Source organism: Kitasatospora sp. NPDC058406 (assembly GCF_042722765.1).
Classification (GTDB): Bacteria; Actinomycetota; Actinomycetes; order Streptomycetales; family Streptomycetaceae; genus Kitasatospora.
In genome coordinates, this window is sequence record NZ_JBHXKE010000052.1 from 19,190 (window position 1) to 32,875 (window position 13,686).

At 75.0% G+C, this 13,686-nt stretch carries 11 protein-coding genes; 7 read left to right on the forward strand and 4 right to left on the reverse strand.

Features of this window, described 5'->3' with window-relative positions; translation table 11 throughout:
* Positions 1–63 precede the first annotated feature (63 nt).
* From ACFWOG_RS12970 to ACFWOG_RS12980, 3 genes are all read left to right on the forward strand, one after another.
* Positions 64–1,119, forward strand: coding sequence for an iron-siderophore ABC transporter substrate-binding protein (locus ACFWOG_RS12970; protein ID WP_329880879.1), 1,056 nt, complete (start codon positions 64–66; stop codon positions 1,117–1,119).
* Between the two features lie 92 nt (positions 1,120–1,211).
* Entirely contained in the window at positions 1,212–3,029 is a 1,818-nt protein-coding gene (locus ACFWOG_RS12975) for an ABC transporter ATP-binding protein (RefSeq protein ID WP_380357662.1), read from the forward strand.
* A 159-nt stretch (positions 3,030–3,188) separates the two neighbouring features.
* Positions 3,189–4,892 carry an ABC transporter ATP-binding protein gene (locus ACFWOG_RS12980; protein ID WP_380357665.1) on the forward strand — a complete coding sequence of 568 codons (1,704 nt, stop codon included), beginning with the start codon at positions 3,189–3,191 and terminating at the stop codon, positions 4,890–4,892.
* 42 nt (positions 4,893–4,934) lie between these two features.
* Here the strand turns inward: ACFWOG_RS12980 and ACFWOG_RS12985 are convergent, their stop codons facing one another.
* Both ACFWOG_RS12985 and ACFWOG_RS12990 read right to left on the reverse strand, forming a co-directional pair.
* Positions 4,935–5,402: a PPOX class F420-dependent oxidoreductase gene (locus ACFWOG_RS12985; RefSeq protein ID WP_380357668.1), complete on the reverse strand. Its 468-nt coding sequence runs from the start codon at positions 5,400–5,402 to the stop codon at positions 4,935–4,937.
* Positions 5,403–5,532: 130 nt separating this feature from the next.
* A complete protein-coding gene (locus tag ACFWOG_RS12990) occupies positions 5,533–7,353 on the reverse strand; it encodes a D-alanyl-D-alanine carboxypeptidase family protein (RefSeq protein WP_380357671.1) in 1,821 nt (606 codons plus the stop codon).
* A gap of 318 nt (positions 7,354–7,671) precedes the next feature.
* Between ACFWOG_RS12990 and ACFWOG_RS12995 the strand changes: the two genes are divergently transcribed.
* The 4 genes from ACFWOG_RS12995 (at position 7,672) to ACFWOG_RS13010 (ending at position 11,030) form a co-directional block, all read left to right on the forward strand.
* Positions 7,672–9,069 carry an MFS transporter gene (locus ACFWOG_RS12995; protein WP_380357675.1) on the forward strand — a complete coding sequence of 466 codons (1,398 nt, stop codon included), beginning with the start codon at positions 7,672–7,674 and terminating at the stop codon, positions 9,067–9,069.
* 10 nt (positions 9,070–9,079) lie between these two features.
* Complete coding sequence (locus tag ACFWOG_RS13000) at positions 9,080–9,295, forward strand: hypothetical protein (RefSeq protein WP_355409002.1); 216 nt, start codon at positions 9,080–9,082, stop codon at positions 9,293–9,295.
* Between the two features lie 138 nt (positions 9,296–9,433).
* Complete coding sequence (locus ACFWOG_RS13005) at positions 9,434–9,721, forward strand: hypothetical protein (RefSeq protein ID WP_380357678.1); 288 nt, start codon at positions 9,434–9,436, stop codon at positions 9,719–9,721.
* Between the two features lie 313 nt (positions 9,722–10,034).
* A complete protein-coding gene (locus ACFWOG_RS13010; protein WP_355409004.1) occupies positions 10,035–11,030 on the forward strand; it encodes an alpha/beta hydrolase in 996 nt (331 codons plus the stop codon).
* Positions 11,031–11,073: 43 nt separating this feature from the next.
* Here ACFWOG_RS13010 and ACFWOG_RS13015 read toward each other — a convergent pair whose 3' ends face one another.
* Both ACFWOG_RS13015 and ACFWOG_RS13020 read right to left on the reverse strand, forming a co-directional pair.
* Positions 11,074–12,621 (reverse strand): VWA domain-containing protein, encoded by a 1,548-nt coding sequence (locus tag ACFWOG_RS13015; RefSeq protein WP_380357682.1) that lies wholly within the window; start codon positions 12,619–12,621, stop codon positions 11,074–11,076.
* On the reverse strand, positions 12,618–13,490 hold the full coding sequence (locus ACFWOG_RS13020) for an AAA family ATPase (protein ID WP_380357684.1): 873 nt from the start codon (positions 13,488–13,490) through the stop codon (positions 12,618–12,620). The genes ACFWOG_RS13015 and ACFWOG_RS13020 overlap by 4 nt, the downstream gene beginning before the upstream one ends.
* Positions 13,491–13,686 lie beyond the last annotated feature (196 nt).

Genomic DNA, 13,686 nt, shown 5'->3' on the forward strand with positions numbered 1-13,686 from the left:
CCAAACCAAGGCTCACCTGCCGTCATGCGGGGTGTCGGACAGCACGACAGCAAGGGAATCCGGATGCTCCTCGACCGAACGACACGAACGAACGCCTGGCGGCGGCTGGCGGCGGGCGTGTCCGTCGCGGCCCTCGGCGTGGGTCTCCTCGCTGGCTGTGGTTCCGACGCGGGGGACAAGAGCGCGAACGACAGCGCCAACGCCCCGGCCGCCACCGGCGCGTTCCCCGTCACCGTCGAGCACGCCTTCGGGTCCACGAAGGTCGACAAGGCGCCCAAGCGCGTCGTGTCCGTCGGCTACACCGACGACCAGACGATCCTCGCGTTCGGCGTCAAGCCGGTCGGCATGGTCGACCAGTACCCGAACCCGGTTGGGCAGAGCCCCGACATCAACACGCAGTGGCCCTGGGTCAAGGACAAGTGGGGCGACGCGCGTCCCGAGGTGGTCCTGAACAACGGCGACGCCGGCCCCAACTTCGAGAAGATCGCCGCCCTGCGGCCCGACCTGATCGTCGCGGTCTACTCCGAGATCGACCAGGCCGCCTACGACAAGCTCTCCAAGATCGCCCCGACGGTCGGCCGTACGAAGGCCGAGAAGGAGCCGTTCAGCGCTCCGTGGCAGGACAACGCGCTCCACATCGCCAAGGCGCTCGGCAAGGCCGACGAGGGTAAGCAGATGGTCCAGGGCATCCAGGACAAGCTCGCCGCGGTCAAGACGGCCCACCCGGAGTTCGCCACCCAGACCGCCGTCGCGCTCTCCTGGTACAAGGACTCGGTCACGCCCTTCACCACCACCGACGTACGGGGTCAGCTCCTCGCCGGGATGGGCTTCAAGGGCCAGACCGAGATCGACAGGATCGCGGGGTCCGGGTTCTCCACGCAGCTCTCCCCGGAGCGCATGGACCTCGTCGACGTCGACCGCGTCTTCGTCATCAACGACAAGGTCGACACCGACGCGCTGAAGAAGTTCGACCTCTTCACCAACCTGAAGGTGTCCAAGGCCGGCAAGGTGTCGTACCTGCTGGACAGTGAGGGACCGGCGGTCGGCGCGGCGATGTCGCAGGCGACCCTGCTCTCCCTGCCGTTCGCCATCGACGAGCTCGCCAAGTCGGTCGGCTAGGGATCGTCGGACAGGCCCCGGGTTCGCTCCTCCGGATCACGTCGGAACAGCGGGTGGCGCGGCCGGCGGGATCCGACAGAGAGGACCTGGGTGTGAGCACCACGGGAACACCGGCCGCTCCGGCCACCCTGCGCACCACGGGCGGCCGTGAGGCAGCCCGATGGGTCGCCGCCCACTGCCGCGACACTCCGTGGCTGACGGCCGCCACCGCGGTCAGCACGGTGGCCGGGGCGGCGCTCCAGATGCTCCCGGTCCTCCTGCTCGGCCGCGTGGTCGACGGCGTGGTCCGGGGCGAGCCGGGCTCGTCCCTGCTCCCGATCGGCGCGCTGATGGTGGCCGCCGCGCTGCTCGGCGCGGCGGCCACCGCGGCGTCGACGTACCTGATCGGGAGGCTCGGCGCCGACCTGCTCGCGCATCTGCGGGAGGGCGCCGTCCGGGCCGTGCTGGGCATGCCGATCGCCCGGGTCGAGCAGGTGGGCCGCGGCGACGTCCTCTCCCGGGTCGGCGACGACGTCGCCGTCCTGTCCAGGGGCATCCGTTCGGCCGTCCCCACGGTGTTCTCCGCGGGCGTGCTGGTGGCCGTCGCCACGATCGGCATGTTCGGGCTCGACTGGCGGCTCGGCCTCGCGGGAGCCTGCGCGCTGCCCGCGTACGGGTTGGCGCTGCGCTGGTACCTCCCCCGGTCCGCCCCGCTCTACCGCAAGCAGCGTGCCGCCCAGGCCGACCGCGCGCAGGCGCTGATCAGCGGTCTGAACGGCATCGACACCGTCCGGGCCTACCGCCTGGAGGAGAGGTTCCGGGAGAAGGTCGCCGACGACTCGCAGCGGGTGCGGGACCACGGCGTCGAGGTGTTCCGCTTCTTCGGCCGGTTCGTCGGCAGGGAGAACCGCGCGGAGTTCATCGGCCTCGTCCTGATCCTCGTGGTGGGCTACGTCCTGCTGGAGACCGGATCCGCCAGCCTCGGCGACGTGTCCGCGGCCCCCCTGGTGTTCCACCGCCTCTTCACGCCGCTGGGCGCCATCATGTTCACCTTCGACGAGGCGCAGAAGTCGGGCGCGAGCCTGACCCGGCTCGTCGGCGTGCTGACGGAGTCCGCGGCGGAGCGGCTGGTGGGCGACTCGGCCCCCGCGCCGCAGGACGGCACCCCGTACCCGGTGACGGTGGAGGGGCTGACGTTCGCGTACCCGGGCGCCGAGGAACCGGTCCTGCGGGACGTCACCCTGACGGTCCCGGCCGGTGGCTCACTGGCCCTGGTGGGCGCCACGGGCGCCGGCAAGACGACCCTGGCCGCCCTCGTCGCGGGCATCGAGACTCCGCAGACCGGGTCGGTCCGCGTCGGACCGATCGACCTCGCCGACCTGGACGAGGTCGGGGCGAGGGCGCTGGTGAGCGTCCTGACCCAGGAGACGCACGTGTTCTCCGGCCCGCTCGCCGACGACCTGCGGCTCGCCGCGCCGGAGTCGACCGACGCCGAACTGATGGACGCGCTGCGCACCGTGGGCGCCGAGGAGTGGGTCGAGGCGCTGCCCGACGGGCTGTACACGGCGGTGGGCGAGGGCGGTGAACGGCTGGACGGCACCGCGGTCGCCCATGTCGCCCTGGCCCGCCTGGTGCTGGGACGGGCGCCGGTGGTGGTGCTCGACGAGTCGACCGCGGAGGCCGGCAGTGAGGGCGCCGCCGAACTGGAGCGGGCCGTTCGGGCCGCCTGCGCCGGCCGGACCACGCTGTTCGTGGCCCACCGGCTGACCCAGGCGATGGCGGCCGACCGGATCGCCGTGCTGGACGCGGGACGCGTCGTGGAGCAGGGCACGCACGGGGAGCTGGTGGCCCTGGGCGGCCGCTACGCGCAGCTCTGGCGGGCCTGGAGGGGCGAGAGCCGGGCGATTCCACGTCAGGTCGGTCCGGCCTGAGTTCCCCGGGGCGAGCGCGGTGGGCGACCTCCCGCCCCTCGGGAGACACTCCACGCCGGCCGTACGTCCGGTCGGACTCCTGCGCCGGGAGTTCGGCCCCCTGATCACGATCCGTGATCTGTTCACCCTGCGAACCCCGGAAGCGATTGCCCCGCATCGATGACAACTCCTGACGTCCAGCGATCCCGCCGCCCGGGATCCGACATACTCCGGACCGCGATCCGCCGCAACGCCGGTGCCATGGCCCGGGGCACCCTCCTCATGAGCCTCTACCAGGCCGGCGAGACCGCCTTCCCCATCGCGCTCGGTCTGATCGTCGAGCACACGATGCGCGAACGCAGCCCCGGATCACTCGCCCTGGCGGTCGCGGCCCTGGCCGTGATCACGACGACGGTGTCCCTGTCGTGGCGCTTCGGCATGCGCGTCCTGCAGAAGGCCAACACGACCGAGGCCCACCGCTGGAGGGTGCGGGTCGCGGCCTGCGGCCTCCAGCCGGTGGCCCGGGACACCGGCCTCAAGTCCGGCGAGGTGCTCACCATCGCCACCGAGGACGCCGACCAGACCGCCGACATCGTCGAGGTGGTGCCGATGCTGATCAGCTCCATGGTCGCGGTGCTGGTCGCGGCGGTGGCCCTGGGCACGGCGAGCCTGCGGCTCGGCCTGCTGGTCATGGTCGGGACCGTCGCCATCCTCTCGGTCCTCAGCGTGATGTCCCGGCGGATCGGCAGCAGCACCAAGGAACAGCAGGCGCGGGTGGCACGCGCGGGTGCGAAGGTCGCCGACCTGATCACGGGCCTGCGCCCGCTGCACGGTTTCGGCGGCAACCACGCGGCGTTCCGCTCCTACCGGAGGGTCAGCACGGAGGCGAAGGAGCAGGCGGTCACCGTCGCCCGGGTGAACGGCGCCTACGCGGGCGCCGCGCTGGCGCTGAACGCGACCCTCGCGGCCTCGGTGACCCTGACGGCCGGATGGCTGGCCCTCGACGGGCAGATCGGCATCGGGGCGCTCGTCATGGCCGTGGGCCTGGCGCAGTTCATCATGGAGCCGCTCCGGCTGTTCTCGGACATGCCGAAGTACGTGATGACGGCGCGTGCGTCGGCCGAGCGGATGGCCCTGGTGCTGTCCGCCCCGCCGGTGGCGGCCCCGGGGTCGGAGCAGCCGGCCCCGGGCGGGGACCTGGAGGTCGACTGCGTCCGGTACGGCTCCCTGCAGGGCGTGAAGTTCCACGTCCCGGCCGGAGAGTTCACGGCGATCGCGGCCTACCAGCCGCGGGCGGCGGCCGACCTCGCGTCCGTCTTCGCCGTGGCCGTCCCGCCGGACTCCTACGAGGGAGTGGTGCGGGTCGGCGGCCGGGAGCTCGCGGAGCTGTCGGTCGAGTCGGTCCGTGAGCGGATCCTGGTCAACCCCCACGACGCGGAGATCTTCGCCGGCACGCTCCGCTCGAACATCGACCCGTCGGGGACGAGCCGGACGGTGCCCGAGGCGGTCGAGGCGTCCATGCTGACCGACGTGGTGGCCCTGCACCGGCAGGGGCTCGACTACGAGGTCCGTGACCGCGGCTCGAACCTCTCCGGGGGGCAGCGCCAGCGGCTGTCCCTGGCCCGGGCCCTGGCCGCCGACACCGAGGTGCTCGTCCTGCGTGACCCGACGACCGCCGTGGACGCCGTCACCGAGCAGCTCGTCGCACGCAACATCGCGACGCTGCGGCGGGGCCGTACCACCGTCGTGATCACCAGCAGTCCGGCGCTGCTGGACGCCGCGGACCGGGTCCTCGTCCTGGACGGCGGGGTCGTCACGGCCGAGGGCACCCACCGCAGGCTGCTGGACACCGATCCGGCGTACTGCCTGGCGGTGACCCGGTGACCGGGCCACCGGTGGCGGGGGCGGGCGTCGCTCCCGTCGGTGTCAGTCGGCGAGCGTGAGCCGGATGCCGACGGTGCCGCGGTTGCCGCGCCGCAACTGACTGCCGAGGAGGGTGACCACGCCGAGCAGGCCGTACTTCTGCCGCAGCAGCGTCCGGTAGGCGGCGGTGCGCCCGGGGTCGAGGATCTCGGCGGTGGCCGGGTACGACTCGCCGGTCGGGTTGCCCCGCAGGTCGCAGGGGCCGACCAGGACGTCGGCGCGGTTCCGGATCCGCTTGACCTTCCAGGAGTCCGCGACGGTCCAGACGCCGAGTGCCTCCCCGTCCCGCACCACCCAGACGGGGGTCGGCACGGTGGTGCCGTCCTTCTTGTACGTGGTGACCAGCAGGTAGCTGCCGGAGGCGAGGTGGACCAGGCGTTCGAGCCGCTGCTTCTGACGCTCGGCCGGGTCCTGAGGGTCCTGAGGGTCCTGAGGGTCGTTCGGGCCGGAGGGCGGGGTGGGGGCGCTCATGGCGGGAATTCTAGGGCGCCGACCAGGGAGCTCTCGCGCGCCGGAGGGGACACCGCGCACGCGGTGCCCCGCCGGTCCGGGATGTCGCGAGGAGGAGCCCCGCCTCGGCCGGCGCCTCGGTGCCCGGGGGTCAGACCCGCCGCCCGGTCCGGCCCGTGGTGAGCCGGGTCCGGGCCGACACGGCCAGCCCCCGGGCCCGGCGGGCGAGCCGGCGGCGTCCGCGTCCGCCGACCGCCGTCGCGCCCGTGGCCCTGGCACCCACGGCCGTGGCACCCGCACAGGCCGCGCGCCCCGGCACGGCGGCGGGACGGAACCGGGGAGCGGCGTCGGGCCGGGCGGGGGTGCCCGGAGGGAACGCCGGGAGGGCGGGCGGGTGCGGAGCGGCGGGGGCGTCGGGCCCGGTGGGCGGTGCGACCGGGAAGGGGAACGCGCTCCACCGGGCGTATTCGGGGTACTGGGAGAACACCGTCGGGGCGGCGGTCGGCGCGGAGCCAGGAACCGGGCCCGGCAGGGCGGTGCTCGCGGCGGTCCTCGGGTGCAGACGCCGTCGGGTCCGGACCCGGGCCGCCGCCCAGAGCGCCAGCGCCCCGCACAGGGTGACCGCCGTCCAGCCGGCCGGCCCCAGCACGTGGTCGGCCTGCCGGATCGCGTGCGGCAGTACACCCGAGGCCGGCGCCTCGGCGGCCTCCGAGGCCGCGGCCGGGGCGGAGGCTCCCGCCTCCTCGACCAGGTGCCCGACCGGCTCGACCTTGCCCGCCGCCGCGAACCCCCAGTCCAGCAGCGCCGCCGCCTCGTCGTACACCTTGGTCTGCTGCTCCGGGTGCATGACCGTCACGAGCAGGGTCCGCCCGCCGCGTTCTGCGGCGCCGGTGAAGGTGGCCCCGGCGTTGGTGGTGTAGCCGTTCTTCACCCCGATCAGGCCCGGGTACCTGCCGAGCAGGCGGTCGGTGTTGGCGATGTCGAACGAGGAGCGCAGGCCGGTCGCCTTGTCGACCCCGCCCGGGAAGCGGGCGGTGCGGGTCGAGCAGTACGCGCGGAAGTCCGGGTTGCGCAGTCCGGCCCGCGCGAAGAGCGTGAGGTCGTACGCCGAGGAGACCTGGCCGTCCTGGTCGTAGCCGTCCGGCGAGACGACCCGGGTGTCGCGGGCCTGGAGGGCGTCGGCCCGGCCCTGCATCTGTGCGACGGTCCTCGCGATCCCGCCGTTCATGTGGGCGAGCACGTGGACGGCGTCGTTGCCGGAGGCGAGGAAGACCCCCCGCCAGAGGTCCTCGACCCGGTACGGCAGGTTCTCCTTGATCCCGACCAGGCTGCTGCCCGCACCCAGCTCCGCCAGCTCGGCCGGCGTCACCCGGTGCTCCAGGGCGCGGTCGAACCGGGGCAGCACGGTGTTGGCGAAGAGCATCTTGAGCGTGCTGGCGGGCGGCAGCGGCAGGTGCGCGTTGCGGGCCGCGAGCACCTCGCCGGTGGCCGCGTCGGCGATCAGCCACGACCGCCCGGTCAGCGCGGCGGGGAGGTCGGGCGCACCGGCGCGGAGGGCCACCTGGACGGCCGGGCGGCCGAGCCGCTCGCCGCCGACCACGGCGGCGGCGTCCTGCGCGGCACCGGCGCCGGGGAGGGCGGTCCCGGACGCGGCTCCGGACGCTCGGGCGGTGGCGGTGGCGGTGGCGGTGGGCGCGGTGGCGGCGGTGCGCGCCGGCGTGGTGGGCGCCGTCGGTGCGGCGGGCCGGGCGGACGCCCGCGTGGGTGTCGCCGTGGCAGCTGCCGTCGTACGGGCCGCGGCGGTGCGCGCCGCTGCCGTGGGCGTCGTCGTGGGCTTCGCCGTCGAGGACGCCGCGAAGGCGGCGGCCGAGCCGGCCGACGACCCGGCGGCGAGGACGAGCGCGGCGACGGCGCCCGCCGCCGGCCTACCGGCGCGGGCACGTCTGCTGACGTGGAGTGACCTCTGCTGCACACCGCGAACGTACCCGGGCGCCCGCCGCCCCGCCCTGCCCGCTGCTCCGTCCGGGCCCGTCCCCGGAGCCGCCGGGCGCCGCCCGATGCCGTCCGTGGACCCGTGGCGGTGCGGCCGGGGCGCCCGCCCGTGGGCCCGCGGGGTGCGCGGGACGCAAGCCCGGGCGGTGCTGGTACGGTTCGGAACCATGTTCGCTCCTCGTGCGTGACCGACCCGCCACGACCGCGCCCGTTCGACCGGCGCGGCGCTCCGGTGTCCCCGTACGCACCCGGGCCGAGGGCCGTCACGCCCCGCCCGGTTCTCCCGAGGAACGATCCCGTGTCCACGCCTTCCCCCGCGCCCGCGCGCACCCCGTCCGACGGCGCCTCCCGCCGTCCCTCCTACCGCGCCGTGCTCGGCGCACCGCACGCCCGCCGCACCTTCGCCGCCGCCCTGCTCGGACGCCTCTCCTACGGGACGGTCCCGCTGGCGCTGCTGCTCGCCGTCCGCGACGCCACCGGTTCGTACTCGGCGGCCGGCGTGGCCATGGCCCTGTTCGCGCTGGCCAGCGTGCTCCTCTCGCCGGCCAGGGCCGCCCTGGTCGACCGGTACGGACCCCGGCGCGCCCTGCCGCCGATGGCCGGCCTGTACGCCGCACTGCTCCTGGCCGTGGCCGGCGCCACCGCGAGGCCGGGGGTCGAGCCGCCGGCCGTCGGGATCCTGGTGGTCGCCGCCGGGGCCTGCACGCCGCCGCTCGGACCGGTCATGCGGACGCTCTGGCGCCGACTGCTGCCCGACCCGGCACTGCTCCGCCGCGCCTACAGCCTGGACGGGGTGGCCGAGGAACTGCTCTTCGTCACCGGGCCGTTGCTGGTCGGCGTGCTGCTCCCGATCGTCGGCCCGGCCGGTGCCGTGGCGGTGGGCGCGGCCCTGGTCCTCTCCGGGACGCTGCTGCTGGTCGCGGCTCCGGCCGCTGCCCGAGCACCCTCGGCCGACGCGCCCTCGGCCGACGCGCCTGCGGTGGTTCCGCCCGAGGTCACCGCGACCGGGACCGCTCCCGCCGGGACCGCTCCGGCCGTACCGCCGGCCGCCGGGCAGGCCACCGCCGGTGGGCCCCGGGGCGGGCGGCTCGGCGGCGGGGGAGAGCTGCGCCGCGCGGTGCTCGCGGCAGCCGTGACCGGTCTCGCGCTCGGCGCGCTCGACCTGATGGTGGTCGTCTCGGCCGAGCAGCAGGGCCGTCCGGGGGCGGTCGGCTGGGTGCTGGCGGCTCTCTCGGCGAGCAGTGCCGTCGGAGGTCTCGCCCTCGGCGCGCTCGACCGGCCGATGTCCAACGCGGCCCGGTTGCCGCTGTTGACCGCCGGCCTGGGACTGTCGCTGGCCGTCGCGGGGCTCGCACCGAACCTCCTCCTGCTCGGCGCCGGTGTCGCGCTCGCCGGACTCTTCGTCTCACCCGCCGTCACCACCGCCTACCTGGTGGCGGACGAGGCGGTCGCACCCGACGCCCGGACCCGGGCCGGGGCCTGGGTGAACACCGCGCTCAACGCCGGTTCGGCCGGCGGTGCCGCGACCGTCGGCCTGCTGGTCGGACAGCTGCCGCTGCCCCTCTGCTTCGCCCTCGCCGCGGCCCCGGCCCTCCTCGCCGTGCCGCTGCTCGCCGCGCCGGCCTTCCGCGGGCGCGACTTTGGTGGCGGTCGCCCGCTCCGAAAGTCGGATTCGGGTGACGACCCGGCGCTCTAGCGTCCGGGGAATGAAGAACCTGCTCGGATTCGTGAGCTTCGTCCTCGTGGTCGGAGGCATCAGCGGTCTCGTCTCGGACCACCTCTGGGGCCTGCACGTCTTCGGCTTCCTCCGCTACCTGATCCCCACCGGGTACGAGACGGTGGGCTACCTGGTGATGATCGTCCTGGGCGCGGCCCTCGCCGGGGTGGTGGCCCTCCTCGACCGCGGGGGGCGCGACGACTGACGCGGACCCTCCGGTCCCCGGTTGGGCGACGGGAGTGAAACTCGTTCGTGGACATCCGGGCCGACGGCCCCGCCTGAGGAGGGCGGCGCGCCCCGCCGCGCACGATCGGGCGAGGATCTCATCGGATGAGGAGTACATATGATCAAGAAGATCGTCGTCGCCGCCGCTGCCGGCGGCCTGGTGCTCGCGGGTGCGAGCACGGCCGTCGCAGGCTCGGGCGCCCACCACGGGTACGGCGGCCACGTCGACCGGAAGCCCGTCGCCGGCTGCGCCGTCGGCGGAGACGCCGGCGTGGCGAACATCTGCGGCAATACGAACGTCTACAGCCCCAACATTCTGGGCGGCCTCCTCAACCTGTTCCCCGCGCCCCCGGTCAACGGTGGCGGAGGCGGGGGCAACAACGGCGGAGGCGGGGGCAACAACTGACCCCGACCGCCGCCGTCCCGCTCACTCCCCGACCCGGGTGACCGGGCCCGGCCCGTGGCGCCACCGTCCAGACGACTCCTCATGGGAGGTGACGCACGTGCCGGGCGGGCACGGTGGGCGACCACTGTCGACGATCGCACCTCATGGAACAGGGTGTACTGCCTCGTTCGGGCCGCAGGTGGGGCTGACCCGGCCCCCGCCGCGGGCGGGACGGGGCAGGGGGTTCCAGGGGGCGGGCGCTGGGCAGGGTGAGGGCGAACGGTCGGGCGCCGTCCGTCCGATCCGGTGGCGAGCCGCGACCAGGGAGGGCCGCATGACCTTGCAGGCGTACGGGCACATCGCACACCGTCAGGTCGAGGTGAACGGAGTCCGGCTGCACGTCGCGGAACAGGGGGAGGGGCCGCTCGTCCTGCTCCTGCACGGGTTCCCGGAGAGCTGGTACTCCTGGCGGCACCAGTTCGCCCCGCTCGCCGCGGCGGGCTACCACGTGGTCGCCGTCGACCAGCGCGGCTACGCCCGCAGCGAGCAGCCCGAGTCCGTCGACGCCTACACGCTGCTCCACCTGGTCGGCGACGTCGGCGCCCTGATCGGCGCCCTCGGCGAGGAGCGGGCCGTCCTGGTCGGCCACGACTGGGGCGCCCCCGTCGCCTGGACCACCGCCACCCTCCGCCCCGACCTGGTGCGCGCGGTCGCGGGGCTGAGCGTGCCGCCGCTGCCGACGCTCGGGCTGCCGCCGCTGGCGCAGCCCCGACAGCTGTACGGCGACGGCTTCTACCAGATCTACTTCCAGCGCCCCGGCGTCGCCGACGCCGAACTGGCGGAGGACCTGCACTCCACCTTCCGCCGCATGCTCGTCGGCGGATCCGGTGACCGCCCCGGCTCCGAGCGGCCGCAGGCCTGGACGGTGCCCGAAGGACGGACCCTGCTCGACACCCTCCCGGATCCGGAGACGCTGCCCGGCTGGCTCTCCGCGTCCGACATCGAGGCCTTCGTCGCCGACTACGCCGAGCACGGCGAGCGCGCCTTCACCGGCGGCCTCAACTGGTACCGCAACATCGACCGCAACAACGAGCTGCTCGCGGGCCTCGTCGGCCGCCTGGTCGAGGTGCCGGCCCTCTACGTGGTCGGCGACCGGGACATGGTGTCGGCGATGATCCCCGAGGAGGCGCTGCGCCGGCTGCTCGACGCCATGGCGCCCAAGCTGTACCGGCACGTCACGCTCCCGGGGGCCGGGCACTGGACGCAGCAGGAGCGGCCGGCGGAGGTGACGGCGGCCCTGCTCGACTTCCTCCGGCACCTGGACGGCTGAGCGGACCGGCCCGTCGGACCGGCTCGTCGGACCGGCGGGCTCGTCAGACCGGTAGCAGGTGGGCGATGAAGTCGCCCAGGCGGCGGGAGTTGGGGCAGGAGTGCATCTCCACCACCTCGGCGTACACGCGGGCGGCGGAGTCGCCGGTACCCCAGAGGGAGCGCTGCTCGGGATTCAGCCAGTAGACGCGGCGGGCCCGGGCGGCAACCAGGCGGAGCGCGGGCACGTTGGGATCGCGGTGGTTGTTCCGGGCGTCGCCGAGGACCAGCACGCTGGTGCGCGGGCCGACGGCGTCCAGGTGGTCGTCGGCGAACTCGCCGAGCGCCGAGCCGTAGTCGCTGTTGCCGTGGTAGCCCGTCACCCGGGCCTCGGTGAGGATCCGGCGGGCCAGTGCGGCGGGGTCGGCGCCGCCCCGGGTGAGCAGCCCGGTCACCTCGGCGGTGCGGTTGACGAAGGCGAACACCCGGACCTTGCTGAACTGGTCGCGCATCGCCTGGACGAGCAGCATGGTGAAGTCGGCGAAGCCCGCGACCGAGCCGGAGACGTCGCAGAGCAGCACCAGTTCCGGCCGGGCCGGCCGGCGCAGCCGGTACGCGGGGCGCAGTGGGACGCCGCCGGTGGAGAGCGAGCGGCGCAGGGTGCGGCGCAGGTCGATCCGGCCGCGCGCCGCCCGGCGTCGGCGCGCGGCCGTCCTGGTGGCCAGCTTCCGGGCCAACGGGTGGACGGTGCGCCGAAGTTCGGCGAGCTGGTCGCGGCCGGCGGCGAGGAAGTCGATCCGGTCGACGGTGGGCGCGACGGCCCGCGCGGCGACCTGTTCGGTGCCGCGGAGCTCGGCCGCCCGGCGGCGTGCCTCGGTGGCGACCATGGCGCGGAACCCCTGGATGCGGCGCCGGATCTCGTCGGGGAGGAGGTGGTCGGCGACGTCCGCGCCGTCCGGGCCGGTGCCGTCGGGGTCGCGGACGGTGCCCGCTCGCAGCGCCGCGAGGACGCGGGCCAGCAGGGTTTCGGGCGCGAGCCGGCCGAGCGCCTGGTAGGCGGACCAGCCGCTGGTGCCGGGCGTTGCGGATCCGCCGCCGGTGCCGTACCGGCCGAACGCGGCCACCACCTCGCCCGCGAGGCGGGCCTGGGCGGCCCGGTCGTCGGCGGCGAGTGCGGCGGCCAGCCGGGCCCGGAGGTCCTCGCGGAGCGCGGCGTCCTCGGCGGAGGGGTTCGGGGCGGAGGGGTTCGGGCCGGGGGCGTCCGGGGCGTGCGGCGCGCCTTCGGTGTCCTGGGCCGCGTTCCGGCGTACGGCCTCCGGGGCGCCGACGCCGAGCGGGAAGAACAGGTCGAAGGCGGCGTCGAAGACCGGCCGTTGCCCGTCGGACCGCAGCAGGGCGGCGGCCAGGCCGGCCCGGACCTGCTCGCGTTCGGCGAGGCCGAGGACGTCGAGCACGGCTGCCGCGTCCACCGTCTCGGCCGGGCCGATCCGCAGGCCGTGGCCGCGCAGCGACCGGACGAAGCCGGTCAGCCGGGCGGCGAGGTCGGCGGCCGGCGTGGTGCCGGCGCCGGGGGTGGCGGTGGCGTCGTCGGCGCGGTCCGGCGGGGGGCTCATGCCAGGGTGAGCTTCTGTGCGGCCTTCACCACATCGTCCTGGTGTTTGAGGATCACGCCGAGGGTGGATCGGACGAGTGCCTCGTCAAGGGTGTCGGCGCCGAGCGCGAGCAGGGTGCGGGCCCAGTCGACGGTCTCCGCCACGGACGGCGCCTTGCGCAGTTCCATGGTCCGCAGTGCGCCGACCACCCGGACCAGCGAGTCGGCCAGCGCCGCGTCCAGTCCGGGCACCTTCAGCCGGACGATGCGGCGCTCCAACTCGGCCTCCGGGTAGTCGAGGTGGAGGAAGAGGCAGCGGCGGCGCAGGGCCTCGGAGAGCTCCCGGGTGGCGTTGGAGGTGAGCAGGACGAACGGTCGTCGGGTCGCGGTGATGGTGCCCAGTTCCGGGACGGTGACCTGGAAGTCGCTGAGCACTTCGAGCAGCAGCGCCTCCACCTCGACGTCGGCCTTGTCCATCTCGTCGATCAGCAGCACGGTCGGCTCGTCGCCGCGGATGGCGGTGAGCAGGGGGCGGGTGAGCAGGAACTCCTCGCCGAAGATGTCGGTGCGGGCCCCGTCCCAGCCCTCGTCCCGCCCGGCGGTGATCCGGAGCAGCTGTTTGGCGTGGTTCCACTCGTAGAGCGCGCGGGCCTCGTCGATGCCCTCGTAGCACTGGAGCCGGACCAGCCGGGCGCGGCCGATCGCGGCGACGGCCTTGGCGAGCTCGGTCTTGCCGACCCCGGCCGGGCCCTCCACCAGGAGGGGCTTGCCGAGCTGGTCGGCGAGGAAGACGGTGGTGGCGACCCCGGTCGAGGCCAGGTAGCCCGCCTCGGCCAGCCGTGCGGCGGTGTCGGCCACCGACTCGAAGAACCCCGTGCCCTCGCCGCCCATGCGTGCTCCACTCCCGGTCGCTCACGGTGCCTGTCGCCAGCACCCTACCGGTGGGTCACTTCGCTGTCGCGTGCCGAACGGCGTGGGGGGGCCCGGGGGCGCGCCCCCCCCCCCCCCGGGCCGGGGGGCCGGCCCGGGGGGAAGACGTTTATGTTTAGGTGGGGTTTGCGGGCCGCCGGCAGTCTGGACACCGCCC